The organism is Paratractidigestivibacter faecalis, assembly GCF_003416765.1.
GTDB lineage: Bacteria > Actinomycetota > Coriobacteriia > Coriobacteriales > Atopobiaceae > Paratractidigestivibacter > Paratractidigestivibacter faecalis.
Genome location: NZ_QSNG01000001.1, coordinates 936838 through 955614, shown reverse-complemented (window position 1 = coordinate 955614; position 18777 = coordinate 936838). Strand labels below are relative to the sequence as shown.

Here is an 18777-nt window from a genome sequence, read left to right as displayed (position 1 = left end):
AGTTCAATTATAATTTTTTCGGCATCGAGATACGTGCCTCTGACCATGTGGGACGGGGCGCCTTCGCGCTCCCGTCCCCTCAAGTGTTGACGGGTGGTAAGTGACATGGCAGGAAGAGCGGGCGTTCTTCAGTTCCAGTTTCGACGCATGCTTGCATCAAAGACGTGGCGCTATGCCGTCGTGGTGGGGCTTGTTGCCATGTCGGTCTGCTTCGTCCAGACGTGCCTGGTGTTCTGGGGCCATGATGCGGGCGAGGTGCCTGCGGCAGATGTGGCCTGGGTGGGCGACTATGAGTCCATGCAGACGCCGCTCTTCTGCTTCTACCTCTACTTCCTGATGCCGTTTTTGGCTGCGGCCGTCTTTGGGGACAGCCTCTTTCTGGACGTGAGGCGAAGGTATGCGGGTTGCGTTGCCGTGCGCGCTTCCTTGCGTTCCTATCTCTTCTCGGGGGCGCTTGCGGCCTTTGTGGGCGGCTTTCTCGTGGTGTTCGTTCCGCTGCTGGTGTCCCAGCTGCTCGCGTTCGTTGCCTTTCCCGCAACGTCCGGGCAGGATGCCTACCAGCTCCTCCTGAACACCTCGGCCGCCGAGGTCGACTCGACCGGTTGGTACGACAAGACGCTTTTCCTGGGCCTTTTCCTCAACGCCCGCTACCTTCTCAACCTGATCTTCATCGTCTACGACGCCCTTTGGGGAGGCCTTCTGGCCTTGGCGGCGTTTGCCCTCTCGCTCTACGTGCGCACGAGTCGCCTGCTTGTGGTGGGGCTTCCCGCCCTTGTGTTGATTGTGTCCTCGTACCTGCTTCCCCCGGACCTGAACATAGCCCAGTGCCTGATCTTCTCCCTCGTGATTCCTCGAAGCCCCACCGTGTTTCTTGCTGCACCCCTCGTGGTGCTTCTGGTGCTCGTGGGGGCGATGTGGCTTCCCCTTGTCCGGAGGAAGGACGTGCTGCTATGAGCGCCGCAACGCGCCTCGCGCGCCTCTTCGACCGAAGGTTCGTCGCCGGCCTTGCCGTCCTTGCGGGGGTCTGCGTGGTGGTTGCCCTGCTGTGGGGGCACAACGTCGCCGCGATGGGCGACGGCACGCTATCGGGTGCCTATGGACAGGTCGTCAACTATAGCCTTGCGACCTTTGTCTACGTTCCCATCTGCGCCTTCAGCGCGGCCGGCGCGATGCGTCCCGTGGCCTCGGCCGTGTGGGTGATTCGCTCAAACCGTGGAAGGACCCTGCTTGCCGTCATGGGACGACTGGTGGTGCGTGCCCTGGCGCTCTCGGCCCTTCTCACGCTGTGCGGTCTCGTGAGCGTCCGACTCCTCTCGCCGACGGGTCATGCGGTTGGGGCCTATGTGGCGTTTGGCCTTCTGGCAACCGTCCTCCAGACCCTCTTCTTCCTGGTGGTGTGCCTTATTGTCCTGGCGGTTCGTCTGCTCACCGGCTCGGGTGCCTATGCGATGCTGGCAGCCTTGGGATACGGTGCGCTCGACTATCTATTGTGCATGACCCCGGCACTCAATAATTCTGCGCTTTGGACGGGATGGCTCCTTGCGACAGGGATGCCCGAGGATGGCCTTGTGGCGGAGGTGGCAGGTTCGCTTCGCCTTGCTGCGCTCTGCGCGTTCCTTGGCCTGCTCGCCGTTTGGCTTGTGCGCAAGAAGGATTATCTGCCGGAGGAGGGCGAGCCTCGTGAGCTGTAGAAGTCGGAACAATTCCGTGACCCTTCTGCCGATGCGGCGTGCCCAGTTCGTGCGGGTGGCGCTCTGCGTGCTGGCGAGCCTGGTCGCGACGCTGTGCATGAGGGGCTATGGGGCGCAGGCGGCCCTTTATGAGTTTGTGGGCGGGGGACTCCTCGTTCCAAGCCTCTTTGGGAGCAGGCCGAACATCATGGTCCTCATTGCGTGGTTCGCTCCCCAGGCTGCCTTCTGCTTCCTCTTCTCGGACGTTCTGGCAGGCGGTCTTGGGTCGGATGCCGCGGCCGTGCTCCCGCGCGTGGGATCGCGGGGGGTATGGCTGGCGAGCAAGCTGGTTCACCTTGCGCTTCTCTCGGCTGCGTTCTCGCTGCTCAGCCAGCTTGCGAACGGCGCGGTCCTGTTCGTCTGCGGCTGTACGGCAAGCGTGCCGGAGCTCATCGGCGTCGTCGCGCGCTGCGCTGCATTGGGCTTTCCGCTCACGCTATGCCTTGTGCTTGCGGTCAACTGCCTTGCGATCAAGCTGGAACCCGTCGTGGCCTTTGCGGTCGTTGAGGGGATCTACGTTGCGGGCCTGGTCGGGCTCGCCTACCTTCCGCGCGAGGCGGCCATGGCCGTGGCTCCGTGGCTGCCTTTTGCGCAGGGGGTTCTTGCCTGGCACGACTGCTCGGGATGGACCTCGGCCTTCTCGCTGGGCGTCCCTGGCTTTTCGGTCGTCGCGTCTCTTGCGTACCTCGGCGCGTGCGTCGCGCTTGCGGCGGTGGTGGCGCTTCGCCTCGTGCGCGCCCGCGACATCTTCTGACGGGAGGCTTTCATGTCTGATGAGATTGTGGTAACCCATGCGACCAAGGTGATTCACGGACGCGTCGTGCTCGACGACGTGACACTCACGCTGCCGCGTGGCGGAATCTACGGATTCAGCGGCATCAACGGCTCGGGCAAGACGATGCTCTTCAGGGCCATCTCGGGACTCATTCACCTCACCTCGGGCCAGGTTGACGTCTTTGGGCAAAGGATTGGCGTGGACGTCGACTTTCCGCGTAGTCTCGGCCTGGTCCTTGAGTCGGCAGGCTTCTGGGACGAGAGCACGGGCCTGAGAAACCTCACGATGCTCGCGTCCATCAGGGGTGTGGCGGGCGAGGCCGAGGCGAGGGCGGCGCTTGCGCGTGTGGGTCTTGCCCCCGACGACGACCGCCCGTTCTCGGCGTACAGCATGGGCATGAGGCAGCGCCTCACCATCGCGCAGGCAATCATGGAGGCGCCCGAGCTGCTCATTCTGGACGAGCCCACCAACGCTCTCGACGTGGACGGCATCGAGACGGTTGCAAAGATCGTGCGTGAGGAGCGTGAGCGCGGCTGCACCGTGCTCGTCGCCTGTCACAACGAGCCCGCGCTCGAGGCGCTGTTCGAGCGCAGCTGGCGCATGGTCGACGGGCACGTGGCCAAGGAGGTCGATCGCTCATGAGGCGAAGCAAGCTCCGCCTCCCCGTGCTGACCGTCAGGACCCTCCTGCTCGTGTGTGGCGCGCTCGTGGCCGTCTGCGTGGGAGTGGGCCTTGCCATGCGGGCAAGCCTCACGGACTATGCGCACGACGGGGCTGCCGTGGAGCAGCTTCCCTTCGTGGTGGGCTCGCGTGCATCGACGGACGCGCTTAGCCTGCACACGCGGGAGGAGATCGCGGCGGCGGCGGACGAGGCCGCGCTTCCCGCCGGGGTCGATGCGGCGTATACCCTTGGGATGGCGTCCGAGGAGGTGCTCGACGAGGCCCCCATCGTGCTCACGGGCACCTTCACGGGTGAGAGGACCTACGTCTACCAGGCATTCCAGTGCCATATCGAGGTGACGTCGGTCCTGAGGGGCGAGGGCGTCTCCGAAGGCGATGACCTCGTCGTCTACGATGCGTACAAGATCACGGAGCCTCGAAACGGCCTGGGGACGGGTCAGTTCAGCGACGTGCGCGAGGTGTGGAGGGGCAGCGAGGGCCCAAGCCGGTTCGGCCTCATGCCGCTGCGCGCGGGGCAGGAGTACCTGTTCTTCCTTGAGCCCAAGCGCTATCCGAGCGAGAAGGACCCCGCGACGTACGAGCAGACCTACTGCCTGATCGAGCACCCCTACGCGCGCATCTCCCTCGACCTCGCCGAGCATCCCGAGCGCGTGGGGGTCTTTGAGCTCCCGGCGGATGGCGAGTGGCAGCGCATCCCCTTTGCCGAGGCGTGCCAGTACGACCTTGCCGCCACGGACGAAGCCGCCAAGGAGCTGTATCTGGAGAACTGCGCGCGGCTGCTCGCCGACGCACTGGGGTAGGTGGGGCTCAGGAGGCGCGAAGCGACGTCTTGGGGACGATGGCCACGAGAAAGGCCCGACAGCCGCGAGGCTGCCGGGCCGAATGTCTGGGCGCGCAGGCTCTTCTCGCCAAGCGCTACTTCGCTACTCGGCCATCTGGGCCTGGACCGCGGTGATGGCCACGACGCCCACGATGTCGTCGGCGGAGCAGCCGCGGGACAGGTCGTTGACCGGCTTGGCGATGCCCTGAAGGACGGGGCCGTAGGCCTCGGCGCCGCCGAAGCGCTGGACCAGCTTGTAGCCGATGTTGCCGGCCTCGAGGTCGGGGAAGACCAGGATGTTGGCGTTGCCGGCGACGGAGGAGTTGGGGGCCTTGAGGTCGGCGACGGACTGGACCAGGGCGGCGTCAAGCTGCAGGTCGCCGTCGAGGGCGAGCTCGGGGTTCTTCTCGTTGGCCAGCTTCACGGCCTCCTGGACCTTGGTCGGCACGTCGCCCTTGGCGGAGCCCATCGTGGAGAAGGACAGCATGGCGACCTTGGGGTCGACGCCGGGCATGAAGGCCTTCCAGGACTCGGCGGAGGCCAGGGCGATCTCGGAGAGCTCGTCGGCGTTGGGGTTGATGTTCAGGCCGCAGTCGGCAAAGAGCAGGGTGCCGTCGGCGCCGAACTCCGGGGACTTGGTGCACATGATGAAGAACGCGGAGACGAGCTTGGTGCCCGGGGCGGTCTTCAGGATCTGCAGGGCGGGACGCAGGGTGTTGGCGGTGGAGTGACAGGCGCCGGAGACCAGGCCGTCGGCGTCGCCCATCTTGACCATCATGGTGCCGAAGTAGGTGGCGTCGTTCATCTGCTCGAGGGCCTCGGGCAGGGTGACGCCCTTCTTGGCGCGCAGCTCGGCGAACTTCTCGGCGTAGGCCTGCTTCCTCTCGGCGGTGCGGGGGTCGATGACGGTGACGCCGTCGATCTTGATCTCATCCGGGTTGCCCAGGACGACGAGGTTGGCCAGGCCCTCCTCGACGATCTTCTTGGCAGCCTCGATGGTGCGCGGGTCCTCGCCCTCGGGCAGGACGATGGTCTTCTTGTCGGCCTTGGCGGCGGACTTCATGCGTGCGAGAAAATCGCTCATTGCATTCCCTTCAAACTTTGACCTCTTTGCATTCCGCCCGCCGTTGATGGGGAATCCACGGCAAGCGGCACGGTGCGCCCCCATTATAGGTGGCAGTGCTAGAATCAACCCGAAAATCAGGGCACAGGCGCGGGATTCACCTCATCTGCGCGTGCCCGGGCCCCTGGGGCCCGCAGTCCCATCGTCTCTCTGAGAGGAACCACATGAGCATCCAGAGCGGTCTGCCGGCTGACTTTACCCCCGAGTCCTTCGACGCCATCGTCGTCGGCGCGGGCTACGCCGGCTCCGTCTGCGCCCGTCGCCTTGCCGAGGCCTGCGGCATGAAGGTCGCCATCCTCGAGCGCCGCGACCACATCGCCGGCAACGCCTACGACTACGAGGACGAGGCCGGCATCCTGGTCCACAAGTATGGCCCGCACATCTACCACACCACCAACGAGCGCGTGAACCAGTTCCTCTCCCGCTTCACCGAGTGGACCAACTACCAGCACAAGGTGCTTGCCAACATCCATGGCACCCTCATGCCCGTCCCCTTCAACCACAAGTCCCTGAAGCTCGCCTTTGGCGACGAGAAGGGCGAGCGCCTCTACCAGAAGCTCGTGGCCACCTTCGGTGAGAACAAGAAGGTCCCCATCATGGAGCTCCGCGAGAAGAACGACCCGGAGCTCTCCGAGGTGGCTGATTACGTCTTCGAGAACGTCTTCCTCCACTACACCATGAAGCAGTGGGGCAAGACCCCCGACCAGATCGACCCGTCCATCACCGGCCGCGTGCCCGTCTTCGTGGGTGACGACGACCGCTACTTCCCCGGCGCCCCCTTCCAGGGCATGCCGGCCGAGGGCTACACCAAGCTCTTCGAGAACATGCTCGAGCACGACCTCATCTCCGTCTTTACCGGCGTCGACGCGCGCGACATCCTCTCCGTGGGCGACTCCGCGGTCACCGTCTGCGGCAAGCCCTACGGCGGCGAGGTCATCTACACCGGCCCGCTCGATGAGCTCTTTGGCTCCGACCTGGGCGCGCTTCCGTACCGCACCCTCGACATGGTCTTCGAGACCCTGGACGAGGACCAGTTCCAGCCCGTCGGCACGGTCAACTACACCACGTCCGAGGACTTCACCCGCATCACGGAGTTCAAGAACATGACCGGCCAGGTGGTGCCCGGCAAGACCACCATCATGAAGGAGTACTCCAAGGCCTTCACGCCCGGCTCCGACGAGACGCCCTACTACGCCATCCTCGAGGACCAGAACCTCGAGCTCTACCGCAGGTACCGCGACCGCGTGGCTGGCTGCCTCAACTTCCACGCCGTCGGCCGCCTCGCCGAGTACCGCTACTACGACATGGACGGTGTCGTGGCGTCGGCGCTCGACCTCTCCGACGAGCTCATCGCCCAGCACAACTAAAGCGCCTCTTGGGCGGGTCCTGTCGGGCCCGCCCCTTTCCACACAAGGAGAAGATCTCGCGACGATGAAGAAGACCATCACCTTCGGCATTCCCTGCTACAACTCAGCCGCCTACATGGACAAGTGCGTCGAGTCCATCCTCGAGGGCTCCGACTATGCCGATGACGTGCAGATCGTCATCGTCGACGACGGCAGCGCCAAGGACGACACCCCGGCCAAGGCCGACGAGTGGCAGCAGCGCTACCCCAACATCGTGAAGGCCGTCCACCAGGAGAACGGCGGCCACGGCGTCGCCGTCATGAAGGCCGTCGCCAACGCCGACGGCGTCTACTTCAAGAACATCGACTCCGACGACTGGGCCGACGCCGACGCCCTGAAGGCTCTTCTCGCCAAGCTGAGGGAGTTCATCGCCGCCGACGAGCAGGTTGACCTTGTGCTCACCAACTACGTCTACGAGCACGTTGAGGACAACACCAGGAACGCCGTCAACTACCGCCGCCAGTTGCCGGTGGGCCGCGTCTTTGGCTGGAACGAGATTGGGCACTTCAAGATGTGGAAGTACCTGCTCATGCACGCCCTGACCTACCGCACCGAGACCCTGCGCAAGGCCAACCTCCAGATGCCGCCCCACACCTTCTATGTGGACAACATCTACGCCTACGTGCCCTTCCCGCTGTGCCACTCGCTCTACTACCTTGACGTGGACCTCTACCGCTACTTCATCGGCCGCGAGGACCAGTCCGTCAACGAGAAGGTCCTTACCAGCCGCGTGGACCACTACTGGCGCGTCGCCCGCATCATGATGCAGGCCTACCACGTCTACGATGACATCGACAGCCCGCAGTTGCGCAGCTACATGATGAACTACTTCACCATCATCATGGCCATCTGCTCGGTCTTCTCCAAGCTGTCGGACCGCGAGGACGCCATGGACCAGCTCGAGGCCCTCTGGACCGAGCTGCGCGAGTACGACGAGCGCATGTACCGCAGGGCCAAGCACGGCGTCGTCGGCACGGCCACCAACCTGCCGAGCGGCCTAGGCAAGAAAATCACGATTGGCGGCTACCGCCTGGCCCAGAAGGTCGTCAAGTTCAACTAGAGGTCATCGCCGACTGACCGGAGGCCCCCGGAACCCATCGCTTCTCGCAAAGCTACGCTGCGCAAAGAGCTTTGCCGAGAAGGACGGGTTCCGGGCCTCCTTCGTTAACGTGGTCGCTAGTTGGACTTGGCGAGCGGCTGGTCCAGGCGGTAGGGGGTCCGCCTTAGGCCTTAATTGCGGTTGTGATGTTTTGCAGGGGCCAGAGGATGCCGGTGTCGTGGTGGGTAAGAAGGGAGAGCTCGCGCATGAGCCTGGGGATGGGGAGGCCCACCACGTTGTCGTAGTCGCCGGAAATCGATTTGACCAGAAGGCGGCCGGCGGGGGTTTGGATGCCGTAGGAGCCGGCCTTGTCCATGGGGTCGCCGGTGGCCACGTAGGCGTCTATCTCGGCCTCGGTGAGGTCGTAGAAGGTGACGTCGGTGGTCTCCACGAAGGTACTCGCGTCGAGCACCTCGCAGGTGGGGGAGAGAAGAAGCGCGCTCACGCCGGTGGAGACGTGGTGGGTTCGGCCTGAGAGGGCAGCCAGGGTGCGGCGGGCGTCATCGGCGCCAGAGGGCTTGCCCAGCACGCCGAGCTCCGGGCTCCAGACGATGGTGTCGGCAGCGACCAGAAGACCGTCTGCGGGGCCCTGTGAGAGCGTCTGGCGGCAGGCCTCGGCCTTCTGGGATGCCAGCCGCCGCACGAGCTCTGTGGGCTTCTCGCCGGTCTCTGCGGCCTCGTCGATGTCTGCGGGGCGGATCTTAAGGGCAAAGCCGGCCTCCTCGAGGAGCTGGCGGCGCCTGGGGGACTGCGATGCAAGAATCATGGTGTGCTTCCTCACAAGAAAGCGGGGGCCGCTTGGCGACCCCCGCTCGGCATTGACTGCTTAGATCACGCCAGGTGCGAGTTACTCGACCTCGATGGCGGAGACGGGGCAGTTGTCGGCAGCCTCCTGCGCGGCGTCCTCGGCGTCGGCGGGAACCTCCTCGACGGTGGCCTCGGCAACGCCGTCGTCGTTGATGGCGAAGACGTCGGGGCAGGTGCCCTCGCACATGCCGCAGCCGATGCAATCCTCGTTGACAGTAGCCTTCATGGTGAATCCTCTCTCAATGCTTGGGCCCTCTACCCAAGATCCTTATCTGTTTGTACACGTTTGGTGGCGCGGGCGCAACAGCTTTTGCATTTGTCCCCAAAAACGCGCCGCCGGCCGTGAGCTGGGGTTTATTCCCACCTGCAGAGTGGGAATTAGCGCCCTGCGCGCCTCTTGAGGATGGTCACGGTCTCCACGTGGAAGGTCTGCGGGAAGAGATCCACGGGGGTGACGCTCACCGGTTCGAAGGTGCCCCTCTCCTCAAAGCGGGCGAGGTCTCGGGCGAGGGTCGCCGGGTCGCAGCTCACGTAGGCTATGGCGCGGGCGGCCTGCTCGGAGAGCTGGCTCACCACCTGCTCTGCCAGGCCCGCGCGCGGCGGGTCGACCACGATGACGTCGGCGTCGGTGTCCGGGAACTCCAGGCCCGCGTCGCCGCCGATGGGGTCCACGTTGTCAAGCCGCGTCTCGTCGAGGTTGCGCCTGAGGTCGCGCACGGCCGGGCCGTAGGACTCCACGGCGGAGACGAAGCCCGCGCGGCGAGCCAGGGGCAGCGTGAAGGTTCCCGCGCCGCAGTAGAGGTCCATGGCCTCCTCGTCCGGCTGCGGGTCGAGCCCTTCCATGACGAGCTCCACGAGCCTCTCGGCGCCCTTGGTGTTTACCTGGAAGAACGAGGGAGCGGAGACGCGCATCCTCTCCGCGCCCACGACCTCGCCCCAGGAGCCGCGGCCGGCAAGGCGCTCCTGCCCGGCGATCTTTCGGGCCTTGGCGGGCCCCTTCTGCATCACGCGCGTGACCGAGGTGGGCTTGCAGGCGTCCGCGAGCACCTTTGCCACCGCGGCCCGCGGGAAGCCGCCGGGGCGGTCCCACAGGGCGACCTCGACCTCGCGGGTGCGGGTTGAGACGCGCACGCCCACGCGCTCGAGCTCCAGGTGGTGGGAGTTGGCCATGTAGGAGAGGGCGCCCGCCACGGACTTGACCACGCCCTGGTGCCCCTTGTCCAGGAGCTTGCAGGCCTTGACGGCCACCACGCCCGAGCCGTCGGCCGCGTGCATGCCAAGCGAGAGGCGCCCTCCGCGCTCCACGACGGCGAGCTCCACCTTGTTGCGGTAGCCCCAGGGGGCGGATGGGCTCACCAGGGGCGCCACCAGGGCCTCGGCGCGCTCCTCTCCCATGCGGCCGATGCGGGCCAGCGCGGAGACCACGCCGTCCCTCTTGTGGCGCGCCTGGGCATCGTAGGAGATCTGCGCCCAGGGGCAGCCGCCGCAGACGGCGGCGTAGGGGCACTCGGGCACGACGCGGTCGGGGGAGGCCTCCAGGACCTTGGAGACGTGCCCGTTGCAGTAGCGCTCGGCCTCGCGGTCCACGGCCACCTCCACGAGGTCTCCGGGCACGGCTCCCGCTACGAAGACGGTCTTGCCGCTCTCGAGCCTGCCCACCGCCTCGGGGCCGTAGGCCATCCGCTCGATCCTCACCTGCTGCGCCGTTGCCTCTGCCACGTTCTAGCTCCTGCCGAATAGCGTCCTGATCCCCTCGCCGAAGAGCGAGAGCGCGCGAGAGACCCGTCCCGCGCCCTCCCCATTATGGCTGACGGGCGCGGTCTGGGCGTCCGGGACCTCGGACTTCTCCACGCTTGCGAGCGCGGGTACGCTCGCCTCGGGCTCGGCGGGCGCGTCCTGGCGGGGCCTCGCGGGGCGCGCCGCCTCGCGAGCGGCCTCGTACGCCTCGGCCAGAAGCACCTCCTGGCAGTTGACCTCCGGGTCCCCCTCGGCCCGCTCGACGCGCCCCCAGGTGCCCTCGCTCGTGAGCTGGCGGGCCTTGACGTTGTCGGCCAGCTGCAGCTCCATGAAGTGGCGCACGATGCGTCGGCACGCCGGGTCGGTCACCGGGTAGGCTATCTCCACGCGGCGCTCGGTGTTCCTTGTCATCATGTCGGCGCTGGAGAGGTAGATGGTGTCGGCCTCCTCGCCAAAGGCGTAGATGCGCGCGTGCTCGAGGAAGCGGCCCACGATCTGCCGGACGACGAGGCCGTCGGTCTTGCCGGGGACGTCCGCCTTGATGCAGCAGATGCCGCGCACCACCAGGCGGACCTTGACGCCCGCCTCGCACGCCTCCGAGATCTTGTCGATGACGTCTCGGTCGGTGAGGGAGTTCATCTTGAGGAAGATGCGCGCCGGGGCGCCGGCGCGGGCGCGGCCGATCTCCCGGTCTATCCCGCGCATGACCAAAGGCTTCAGGCTCGCGGGGGCCACGCCCAGGTGGTGGTAGGTGCCGCGGAGGTTGCCCAGCGAGAGGTTGCGGAAGAAGGTGTTGCCGTCCTCCGCGATGCCGGTGTCGGCCGTCATGAGCATGAAGTCGGAGTAGAGGCGGGCGGTCTTCTCGTTGAAGTTGCCCGTGCCCAGGCACGTGATGCGGTGGACGCCGGCCTGGTCGTGGTAGGTGACCTGACAGATCTTTGAGTGGCACTTGAAGCCCTCGGAGCCGTAGATGACGGTGCAGCCGGCGTCCTCAAGGCGCTCGGCCCAGGCGATGTTGTTAGCCTCGTCAAAGCGGGCGCGCAGCTCCATGAGGACGGTCACGTCCTTGCCGGCCTCGGCGGCGGCGATGAGGCTCTCGCAGAGGTGGCTGCTCTTGGCCACGCGGTAGAGCGTGATCTTGATCTGGATGCAGCTGTCGTCCGCGGAGGCCTCGCGCAGCAGGCGCAGCAGCGGCCTCATGGACTCGTACGGGTAGGTGAGGAGCACGTCGTGGTCCTCCACCTGCGGGCGCATGGGGCGGCTGAGGTCGACCATGGGGGAGGGCTGCGGCTCGAAGGGGGCAAAGACGCACTCGGCGTGCGCCCAGTCGGGGATCTTGGCCTCAAGTCCGTAGACGTAGCCCAGGTCGAGCGGGCGGTCCACGTGGAAGGCGCGGCGGGTCTCCAGGCCCAGCTCGTCCAGCACGACCTCCTCGAGCTTCTCGTCAAGGCCGCCCTGGACCTCCAGGCGCACCGGCTGGAGGCGCTGACGCATCTTGAGGACCTTCTTCATGTGCTGGCGGTAGTCCTCTTCCTCCTCCACGCCCTCGTCGTCCGGGTCGATGTCGGCGTTGCGGGTCACGCGCAGCACGCAGGAGCGGCTGGGCGCGTAGTCGCCGAAGCACCGGTCCAGGAAGAGCCGGAGCACGTCCTCTAGGAGCACGTAGCGGAAGGCTCGGGTGCCGGAGCCCAGGGCCACCACGCGCTGCTCGCTGGCGGGCACCTCGATGATGCCAAGGGCGTCGGGCTCGGGCAGGCCGTCGAGCGCGCAGGCCACGTAGAGCCGCCCGCTCCTCAGGTTGGGGAAGGGGTGGCGCGGGTCCACCACCATGGGCGAGATGATGGGTGCCAGGTGCGCCTCGAAGTACTTTGAGAGCTGCGCCACGTCCTCCTCGGCCAGCTCCGAGGCCCCCAGGCGGACGAGGCCCTTCTCGCGGAGCTCCGCCTCCACCTGGGCAAAGCCCGCGGCATGCCGCTCCACCAGGGGCGGCAGCGCCTCGAAGATGGCGTCGAGCTGACCGGCGGGCGTCTTGTGGGACTTGTTGTCCTTGGGCTGGTTCTTGAGGGTGGCGAGGTCGGAGAGGCCGCCCACGCGGATCATGAACCACTCCTCGAGGTTGGAGTCAAAGATCTCGCAGAACTTCAGGCGCTCGAAGAGGGGCACCTCGGGGTCAAAGGCCTCGTCCATCACGCGGTTGTCGAACATTAGCCAGGAGAGCTCGCGGTTCTGCGTGTAGGAGTAGTCGCGCTTGCGGACGTGGCCGCTCTCGTCGGTCTCGGTGGCGACGTCCGCAAACTCGGCGGCCGCGCGCTCCAGAGCCTTGCTCTTCTTGGAGGACCTTGCGGCCCCCGCCTTCTTCCCGCTGCTCATGAGAGCCCCTTTCGACCCATTTGTCGCTATTCTCTGTGATAATACGCGCGCGGCGAGACGGGCTTGGGGCTTGTCGCGTTAAGGTTGTGTCAATAAGACATTTACCAGAGGCAGGAGGTACCTGATGGCCGGCGGCCTTCACGTCCATTCCGAGATCGGCGAGCTCAGGCGCGTCATGCTGCACAGGCCGGCGGGGGAGCTGCTCAACCTCTCGCCCGACACCCTGGGGCCGCTGCTCTTCGACGACATCCCCTTCCTGCGGGTGGCGCAGGAGGAGCACGACGCCTTTGCGGGCATGCTCCGCCAGGAGGGCGTCGAGGTGGTCTACCTGGAGGACCTTGTGGCCGAGGCCCTGGACGCCCACCCGGAGGCGCGCCGCGCCTTCTGCGAGCGCTGGCTGGACGAGTCCGGCGTCGACGGTGCGGGCGTTCGCTCGGCCGTCTCAGAGCTGCTGGACTCCCTTCCCACGTCCCGCGCCCTCGTGGACAAGTGCGTCGAGGGCGTTCGCGCCGACGAGCTGGACCTCACGCCGTCCACCCACGCCTCGCTGGCAGACCTCATGGCGCTCTCCGCCGGGCGCATGGGCGAGCTCGTCATCGACCCCATCCCCAACGTCTACTTCACGCGCGACACGTTCTCGGTCATCGGCCAGGGCGTCTCGCACAACCGCATGTGGAGCGCCACGCGCCGTCGCGAGTCCATCTTCGGGGACTTCCTCTTTGCCTACCACCCGGACTACGCGGGCACGCCGTCCTGGTACTCCTCGGACCAGCCCTACCACATCGAGGGCGGTGACATCCTCGTGCTCTCCGCCGAGTGCGTGGGCATAGGCATCTCCGAGCGCACCCAGGCCGCAGGCATCGACGCCCTGGCCAAGCGTCTGCTCTGGGCCGAGCCCGACTCCGGCGTGAGGCGCGTGCTGGCCTTCTCGCTGCCGCACAAGCGCTCCTTCATGCACCTGGACACGGTCTTCACCCAGGCCGACGTGGACATCTTCACGGTCCATCCGGCCATCCTGGGCACGCTTACGGTCTTCGAGCTCACGCGCGGCGCCCGTGTCGGCGAGGTCTCCATCCGCCAGCTGGACCAGACCCTCGACGCTATTCTCGCCCGCGCCCTGGGCCTGGACGGCGTGCGCCTCATCAAGTGCGGGGGAGACGACGCCATCGCGGCCGCCCGCGAGCAGTGGAACGACGGCTCCAACACCCTGGCCGTCCGCCCCGGCACGGTCATGGTCTACCAGAGAAACGCCGTCACCAACGACATTCTCTGCCGCGAGGGCCTGAACCTCCTCGAGGTCCCCTCGGCCGAGCTCTCCCGTGGCCGCGGCGGCCCCCACTGCATGAGCATGGCCTTCTGGCGAGAGGACCTCTAGCCCTCGGGGCAAAGCGCTTCTGCGCGTTTAACGGACCCGGCCGCAGGTGCGTTGCGCCCGCGGACGGGTCTACAATCAGACCCATTGCACGCAAGTCGACCCAAGGAGTCACCCATGGCACCCAACCTTTCCGGCAGGAACTTCCTCAAGCTCCTGGACTTCACCCCCGAGGAGATCCAGTACCTCATTGACCTCTCCGCCGACCTCAAGGCCAAGAAGCACAACCACGAGCCGCACCGCTACCTGGAGGGCAAGAACATCGTCCTTCTCTTTGAGAAGACGTCCACGCGCACCCGCTGCTCCTTCGAGGTGGGCGCCATGGACCTGGGCATGGGCGTCACCTACCTTGACCCCAAGAGCTCCCAGATGGGCAAGAAGGAGTCCATCGAGGACACCGCCCGCGTCCTCGGCCGCATGTACGACGGCATCGAGTACCGTGGCTTTGCCCAGAGCATCGTGGAGACCCTGGCCGAGAACGCCGGCGTCCCCGTGTGGAACGGCCTCACCACCGAGTTCCACCCCACGCAGATGATCGCCGACATGCTGACCGTCCAGGAGGAGTTCGGCCGCGACCTGCATGGCCGCAAGCTCACCTTCATGGGCGACGCCGGCAACAACGTCGGTAACTCCCTCATGGTGGTCTGCGCCAAGCTGGGCATGGACTTCTGCGCCTGCGGTCCCAAGGAGCAGATGCCCTCCGACGAGCTCGTGGCCCAGTGCCGCGAGGTGGCCAAGGAGTCCGGCGCCACCATCACGCTAACCGAGGACGTCGACGAGGGCGCAGCCGGTGCCTCCGTCATCTACACGGACATCTGGGTCTCCATGGGCGAGTCCAGCGACCTGTGGGCCAAGCGCATCGAGCTTCTCTCCAAGTACCAGGTCAACGCCGAGCTCATGGCCAAGGCGGCCGACGACGCCATCTTCATGCACTGCCTGCCCAGCTTCCACGACCGCAACACCACCATCGGCGAGGACGTCTACGAGAAGTTCGGCCTTCCGGAGCTCGAGGTCACCGACGAGGTCTTTGAGTCCGAGCGCTCCCGCGTCTTCGACGAGGCCGAGAACCGCATGCACTCCATCAAGGCCGTCATGTACGCGACGCTGAAAAACTGCAGGTAGAAGGCTTGTCGCGAGGGCTTATGTCCCTAAATGTCCTAAGTGCTCGCGACCACGCCGTGCGATAGCACCACGTTAACCAATTGGTCGTCGCTGGGGCGGTCGTAGTTCTCCAGCGTCATCTTCGTGGCGGTGTGGCCCAAAAGCCGGCTCGTCTGCTCGATGGGCACGCCCTGCCAGTGCAGGTTCGTCTGGTAGCTCGGGCGAAGGCACTGCATCGGCGCCACGGGCAGGCCCGCCGCCTCGACGCACCTCTTCCAGCGGTCGGTGACGGTGCGCGAGGGCACCGGCGTGCCGTCCTGCCGCTCGTTCACGTAGGTCCCGCCCGCGAGCTCAAGCACGCGCGAGGCCCACGGCTCCTCGATGACCGCGGTGCGGCGGCTGCCCGCGGTCTTCATGCGCTCGCTCACCTCGCCGTCCTGCCTCAGCTGCGCGCTGACGTGCAGGACGGCGCAGCCCTCCCGTGGCTCGACGTCGGCCGTGCGCATTCCGCACGCCTCGCCGACCCGCAGCCCCGCGTGGGCCATGAGCAGGAAGGGCGCCTCGGCCACCGTGCCGCGCACCGCCTCCCACGCCTCGTCGAGCTGCTCGGGCGTGTACGCCACCTTGGGCCGCCTGGTGGCGGGCCCCAGGTCGTACCTGCGCGCGCAGGGGTTCGCGTCCAGGATGCCGAGCATGACCGCGCGCTCGTAGGTGAGCGACAGCACCGCCTTCGACAGCTCTCCCATGCTCCGCGTCATGGTGAGCAGCCATTCCTGGATGTCCGCCGGCCGGGCCATGTCGGCGGGCACGTCGGCCCACCTCGGGGCCACGTCGGCCTCCCACCTGCGCGTGTACGCCTGGAGCGTGCGCTCGCTTATGCGGTCCTCCCCGCGCATCTTGACCAGGTGGGGCAGCTCGTGCTCTTCCCAGATCTCGCCCAGGGTGGGGCACCGGCGCTCCTTCGTCCCCACGCGAATCTCGGCCATGCGCCGCTCCGCCTCGCGGCGGGTGCCGTCGAACATCTCCGTGAGGCGCTTGCGGCCCTCGGGGGTGTCCGCCCACCACCGCAGCCGGTAGTGGTCGCGGCCCATCCTCGTGACGCTGCCGAAGCTCGACCTCTGCCGTGCCATGGTGCCTCCAATCGGTATGGTTGTCCTCGCGGCCCCGCCGATGCGGGCGCCGCGCGCTGGTCTGTCGATTAGTTGATGTCGGTGCCTACTTGCCGGTAATCGAGAAGAACGTGTCTTCGAGGCTCTTTACGCCCATCGCGTCAAGGACCGGCAGCGCGACGTCTGGGCCAAGGTCGTTCAAGACCGCGTGGATGAGGTGAATCACCTCGGCCTGCATCCTCGTGTTCTCCTCTTTGGTGAGCACTAGGGAGAGGTCGTCCAGGAGGTTGGCGAAGGTGACGTCCCGGCTTGGGGACACCCTCGCGCAATACAGCCTCTCGTCGTGGGCGCAGATGTTGCGGAAGTCCTTGATGTGGTCGTAGGCCAGTCTCAGCTGCCTCGGGCTTATGTGAATCCGCGTCCCGTAGGACTCCTCGTAGAGCTCGGAGAAGGACTTGGCAATCGAGTTCCGCATGCTGTCGGTCTGGTACTCGTAGAACTTGAATATCTGACCGAGCATGAGGAAGTTCGTGAGAACCCAAAGAGGCGTCTCGTCATGGTTCCTCACGTAGTGCTCGATGTACTCGCGCTTGAACGGCCCCCTGTCGTAGTCGCCCTTGTGGAGCACCTTCCTGAAGTCCTCTATCAGGTCGCGCACTTTGCGCCGGTAGCCGTTGTCTCGCCTGTAGTTGAGGGGGTTCAGGTAGGCCTCCGTCTCTCCTGCGTGCCTCTCGGAGAACTGGTACGCGCAGGCAGTCTTCAGGGCGGCCTCCGCCTGGGCGAAGTATCTGATCATCGTCATGCGGAGGTCTCGGTCGAACGTGAAGAGCCGGTAGACGTCATCGAAGGTCGTACCGTCGAGATAGCGGTCTGCGCCGGAGCCGTCGAGGAACAGGGCCTTGTAACCGTTCACGACGGAGTAGTAGCCCTCGCGCCGCAGGATGGACGGGGTCTTTGCATCCGTCCGCATGCCGCGCGACTCCAGAATCGCAACCTGCTCGTCTATCGTCTTGAATGGCTTGTCCATGGGATTGCCCCCTTAATACGAGAAAAGCCGCCCGTAGGGCGGCCTTCTCGGACCCGGCCGGACGTACCGTCGCCGGGCCTCATCACGCCGCCAAATATACCCGAATCCCGTCACGGTGTCGAGCCGTCACCAGAATCCCATCACCTACACCGCCTCCGAAACCGCACCACGTTCGGCAACCGGTCCCGAGAGCAGCGCATTCATTGTTCGCCTTCGACTTTGAAGAGCAAGAACAGCATTTTGTTATCCAGATCTCCGTCCTGGTAGAAATCAGCAATTAGGACTGCGGTGCATGGCTTATCGAGAAGTTCGAGCATTTCTCGGTACTTGTCGCCGTGTCTTGCGGATACGCTAAACAGAACGGTATTGCCCTCATACACATCGATGTGAGGTTTCGCCTTTGACCCCCTTTTCGGTGGAACGATTTCAAAACTGGGGACAAACGACCTTTTGGTTCTGGGGAACGTCACGTTCGTAGGCCAAGACTTGTCTACGTAGAACCGAAGCTCTTTGTCGAAGGAACCTCTTCTTACGCCAAGCCTCTTCGCAATGCGCTCTGACTTGATGCTTGCGTTGCGCGACTCGCGCTCTTTCTCTATAAGTTCAATATCTAATGGGATATCTTCATGAGACTCATTCCTCATTGACCACCAAAGGTTAATGAGCCGAGGCTCTACTGTCATTGAAACGAGCTCGGGTACCGAACGAGAGTACATCCCTGTCTTTTTGACCTTAAGTTTGAACTCGAACCCGCTATTCCTCATATCCTTTAACACATTGAGAGAAAAGGAAGTCGAGCCAAAAACTGTACCGTTGTATGAGAGGGCAGCGCATTTCATCTCTCTCGTATTTGTCACGGCGCCTGTTGAGCGACTGCGCAGCGCCGTATCTCGTGGAAGGACATCTACATAAAACTCTTGTCCTTTACGTATTGCTGCTAACGGCTTCTCGTCATAGACGTAGACGGTGCATTCCTCGTCTCCGTCAACGGAGATTACCTTCTTGGTGCTTTCCCGTTTGGACGAATCGCACAGTTTGATTAGATGGTCGAGCAACTTTCCCATGAGTCCGCCAATCAAAGTGATTTTTGAGGGTGCTTAGCTAGCCTTGCCAGCTCGAAGCTGAGAACATTCGACCGTCTCTCCCGATGCAAGCGCGGCATCCCGCGCGTACTGGATGAGCGCGGCCTGACGATCAACCGTGCACTGCGAGTAGCAACTGACTAGCTCCGATGCCAAAGGATCAGGCTTTAGAGGTACAGGCCTATCCTCGGGGTGATCTATGTACCAGCCGAGAAGTTCGTTTGGATCAATATCAAATATCTTGCAGAGGACAACGACGAACTCTGCGTTTGGATAGCTCTCGCCGCGTTCCCAAGATTGAATAGTCCTGAAGGACTTTCCAACCTTTTTTGCCAACTCTTGTTGAGTAAGCCCTAGGGACTCCCTGCGCTCTTTCAGGCGAAGGTTCATTGCTAGTCCTTTCTCTTTGGGCTGTTGCTTAATGCGAATAGTAAACAAAAAAACGTCTTTACGCAAAAAAATGTTGCTTATCCGTTGACACAGACGGAAAACCGTCTATAGTCGTTTGCGACAGACAGAAAAACGTCTTTTGGAGGTG

18 protein-coding genes are annotated in these 18777 nt (G+C 64.8%); 9 read left to right on the top strand and 9 right to left on the bottom strand.

Going from position 1 to position 18777, the window contains the following annotated elements; translation table 11 throughout:
- Nucleotides 1–105: 105 nt before the first annotated feature.
- From DXV50_RS04220 to DXV50_RS04200, 5 genes are read left to right on the top strand one after another with little or no spacing between them, the layout of a single operon-like run.
- Nucleotides 106–954, top strand: coding sequence for a hypothetical protein (locus DXV50_RS04220; RefSeq protein WP_198666405.1), 849 nt, complete (start codon nucleotides 106–108; stop codon nucleotides 952–954).
- Nucleotides 951–1691, top strand: a complete 741-nt coding sequence (locus DXV50_RS04215; RefSeq protein WP_117204942.1) for a hypothetical protein — start codon at nucleotides 951–953, stop codon at nucleotides 1689–1691. The genes DXV50_RS04220 and DXV50_RS04215 overlap by 4 nt, the downstream gene beginning before the upstream one ends.
- Nucleotides 1681–2484, top strand: coding sequence for a hypothetical protein (locus DXV50_RS04210; RefSeq protein WP_198666404.1), 804 nt, complete (start codon nucleotides 1681–1683; stop codon nucleotides 2482–2484). The genes DXV50_RS04215 and DXV50_RS04210 overlap by 11 nt, the downstream gene beginning before the upstream one ends.
- A 12-nt stretch (nucleotides 2485–2496) precedes the next feature.
- Complete coding sequence (locus DXV50_RS04205) at nucleotides 2497–3147, top strand: ATP-binding cassette domain-containing protein (protein WP_117204940.1); 651 nt, start codon at nucleotides 2497–2499, stop codon at nucleotides 3145–3147.
- On the top strand, nucleotides 3144–3986 hold the full coding sequence (locus DXV50_RS04200; protein ID WP_117204939.1) for a hypothetical protein: 843 nt from the start codon (nucleotides 3144–3146) through the stop codon (nucleotides 3984–3986). Before DXV50_RS04205 ends, DXV50_RS04200 begins: the two co-directional genes overlap by 4 nt.
- A 123-nt stretch (nucleotides 3987–4109) precedes the next feature.
- Here DXV50_RS04200 and pta read toward each other — a convergent pair whose 3' ends face one another.
- Complete coding sequence (pta, locus tag DXV50_RS04195) at nucleotides 4110–5090, bottom strand: phosphate acetyltransferase (protein WP_117204938.1); 981 nt, start codon at nucleotides 5088–5090, stop codon at nucleotides 4110–4112.
- Nucleotides 5091–5293: 203 nt separating this feature from the next.
- Between pta and glf the strand changes: the two genes are divergently transcribed.
- Nucleotides 5294–6496, top strand: a complete 1203-nt coding sequence (glf, locus tag DXV50_RS04190) for a UDP-galactopyranose mutase (RefSeq protein WP_117204937.1) — start codon at nucleotides 5294–5296, stop codon at nucleotides 6494–6496.
- Between the two features lie 64 nt (nucleotides 6497–6560).
- Complete coding sequence (locus DXV50_RS04185; RefSeq protein ID WP_117204936.1) at nucleotides 6561–7595, top strand: glycosyltransferase family 2 protein; 1035 nt, start codon at nucleotides 6561–6563, stop codon at nucleotides 7593–7595.
- Between the two features lie 163 nt (nucleotides 7596–7758).
- Here the strand turns inward: DXV50_RS04185 and DXV50_RS04180 are convergent, their stop codons facing one another.
- The 4 genes from DXV50_RS04180 to ppk1 all read right to left on the bottom strand — a co-directional run bounded on the left by DXV50_RS04180 (nucleotide 7759) and on the right by ppk1 (nucleotide 12548).
- Nucleotides 7759–8400 carry a Maf family protein gene (locus tag DXV50_RS04180; RefSeq protein WP_117204935.1) on the bottom strand — a complete coding sequence of 214 codons (642 nt, stop codon included), beginning with the start codon at nucleotides 8398–8400 and terminating at the stop codon, nucleotides 7759–7761.
- A gap of 81 nt (nucleotides 8401–8481) precedes the next feature.
- Nucleotides 8482–8667: a ferredoxin gene (locus tag DXV50_RS04175; protein ID WP_117204934.1), complete on the bottom strand. Its 186-nt coding sequence runs from the start codon at nucleotides 8665–8667 to the stop codon at nucleotides 8482–8484.
- A gap of 152 nt (nucleotides 8668–8819) precedes the next feature.
- Complete coding sequence (gene rlmD / locus DXV50_RS04170) at nucleotides 8820–10160, bottom strand: 23S rRNA (uracil(1939)-C(5))-methyltransferase RlmD (RefSeq protein ID WP_117204933.1); 1341 nt, start codon at nucleotides 10158–10160, stop codon at nucleotides 8820–8822.
- 3 nt (nucleotides 10161–10163) lie between these two features.
- Complete coding sequence (gene ppk1 / locus DXV50_RS04165; protein WP_117204932.1) at nucleotides 10164–12548, bottom strand: polyphosphate kinase 1; 2385 nt, start codon at nucleotides 12546–12548, stop codon at nucleotides 10164–10166.
- A gap of 124 nt (nucleotides 12549–12672) precedes the next feature.
- Here ppk1 and DXV50_RS04160 point away from each other — a divergent pair, with 124 nt between their 5' ends.
- On the top strand, nucleotides 12673–13923 hold the full coding sequence (locus tag DXV50_RS04160) for an arginine deiminase (RefSeq protein ID WP_117204931.1): 1251 nt from the start codon (nucleotides 12673–12675) through the stop codon (nucleotides 13921–13923).
- A 114-nt stretch (nucleotides 13924–14037) separates the two neighbouring features.
- A complete protein-coding gene (argF, locus tag DXV50_RS04155; RefSeq protein WP_117204930.1) occupies nucleotides 14038–15042 on the top strand; it encodes an ornithine carbamoyltransferase in 1005 nt (334 codons plus the stop codon).
- 35 nt (nucleotides 15043–15077) lie between these two features.
- On the opposite strand, the gene DXV50_RS04150 is transcribed toward argF, so the two are convergent.
- The 4 genes from DXV50_RS04150 to DXV50_RS04135 all read right to left on the bottom strand — a co-directional run bounded on the left by DXV50_RS04150 (nucleotide 15078) and on the right by DXV50_RS04135 (nucleotide 18629).
- A complete protein-coding gene (locus DXV50_RS04150; RefSeq protein ID WP_117204929.1) occupies nucleotides 15078–16151 on the bottom strand; it encodes a tyrosine-type recombinase/integrase in 1074 nt (357 codons plus the stop codon).
- An 85-nt stretch (nucleotides 16152–16236) separates the two neighbouring features.
- A complete protein-coding gene (locus tag DXV50_RS04145; protein WP_117204928.1) occupies nucleotides 16237–17157 on the bottom strand; it encodes an Abi family protein in 921 nt (306 codons plus the stop codon).
- A gap of 200 nt (nucleotides 17158–17357) precedes the next feature.
- Entirely contained in the window at nucleotides 17358–18221 is an 864-nt protein-coding gene (locus DXV50_RS04140) for a hypothetical protein (protein ID WP_147556679.1), read from the bottom strand.
- 33 nt (nucleotides 18222–18254) lie between these two features.
- Nucleotides 18255–18629, bottom strand: coding sequence for a helix-turn-helix transcriptional regulator (locus DXV50_RS04135; RefSeq protein ID WP_117204926.1), 375 nt, complete (start codon nucleotides 18627–18629; stop codon nucleotides 18255–18257).
- Nucleotides 18630–18777: the final 148 nt, after the last annotated feature.

Excerpts from the sequence above, each read along its gene's own strand:
- DXV50_RS04220 (WP_198666405.1), top strand. The coding sequence starts at position 106 with ATGGCAGGAAGAGCGGGCGTTCTTCAGTTCCAGTTTCGACGCATGCTT.
- DXV50_RS04215 (WP_117204942.1), top strand. The coding sequence starts at position 951 with ATGAGCGCCGCAACGCGCCTCGCGCGCCTCTTCGACCGAAGGTTCGTC.
- DXV50_RS04205 (WP_117204940.1), top strand. The coding sequence starts at position 2,497 with ATGTCTGATGAGATTGTGGTAACCCATGCGACCAAGGTGATTCACGGA.
- DXV50_RS04200 (WP_117204939.1), top strand. The coding sequence starts at position 3,144 with ATGAGGCGAAGCAAGCTCCGCCTCCCCGTGCTGACCGTCAGGACCCTC.
- pta (WP_117204938.1), bottom strand. The coding sequence starts at position 5,090 with ATGAGCGATTTTCTCGCACGCATGAAGTCCGCCGCCAAGGCCGACAAG.
- glf (WP_117204937.1), top strand. The coding sequence starts at position 5,294 with ATGAGCATCCAGAGCGGTCTGCCGGCTGACTTTACCCCCGAGTCCTTC.
- DXV50_RS04185 (WP_117204936.1), top strand. The coding sequence starts at position 6,561 with ATGAAGAAGACCATCACCTTCGGCATTCCCTGCTACAACTCAGCCGCC.
- DXV50_RS04180 (WP_117204935.1), bottom strand. The coding sequence starts at position 8,400 with ATGATTCTTGCATCGCAGTCCCCCAGGCGCCGCCAGCTCCTCGAGGAG.
- DXV50_RS04175 (WP_117204934.1), bottom strand. The coding sequence starts at position 8,667 with ATGAAGGCTACTGTCAACGAGGATTGCATCGGCTGCGGCATGTGCGAG.
- ppk1 (WP_117204932.1), bottom strand. The coding sequence starts at position 12,548 with ATGAGCAGCGGGAAGAAGGCGGGGGCCGCAAGGTCCTCCAAGAAGAGC.
- DXV50_RS04160 (WP_117204931.1), top strand. The coding sequence starts at position 12,673 with ATGGCCGGCGGCCTTCACGTCCATTCCGAGATCGGCGAGCTCAGGCGC.
- argF (WP_117204930.1), top strand. The coding sequence starts at position 14,038 with ATGGCACCCAACCTTTCCGGCAGGAACTTCCTCAAGCTCCTGGACTTC.
- DXV50_RS04150 (WP_117204929.1), bottom strand. The coding sequence starts at position 16,151 with ATGGCACGGCAGAGGTCGAGCTTCGGCAGCGTCACGAGGATGGGCCGC.
- DXV50_RS04145 (WP_117204928.1), bottom strand. The coding sequence starts at position 17,157 with ATGGACAAGCCATTCAAGACGATAGACGAGCAGGTTGCGATTCTGGAG.
- DXV50_RS04140 (WP_147556679.1), bottom strand. The coding sequence starts at position 18,221 with ATGGGAAAGTTGCTCGACCATCTAATCAAACTGTGCGATTCGTCCAAA.
- DXV50_RS04135 (WP_117204926.1), bottom strand. The coding sequence starts at position 18,629 with ATGAACCTTCGCCTGAAAGAGCGCAGGGAGTCCCTAGGGCTTACTCAA.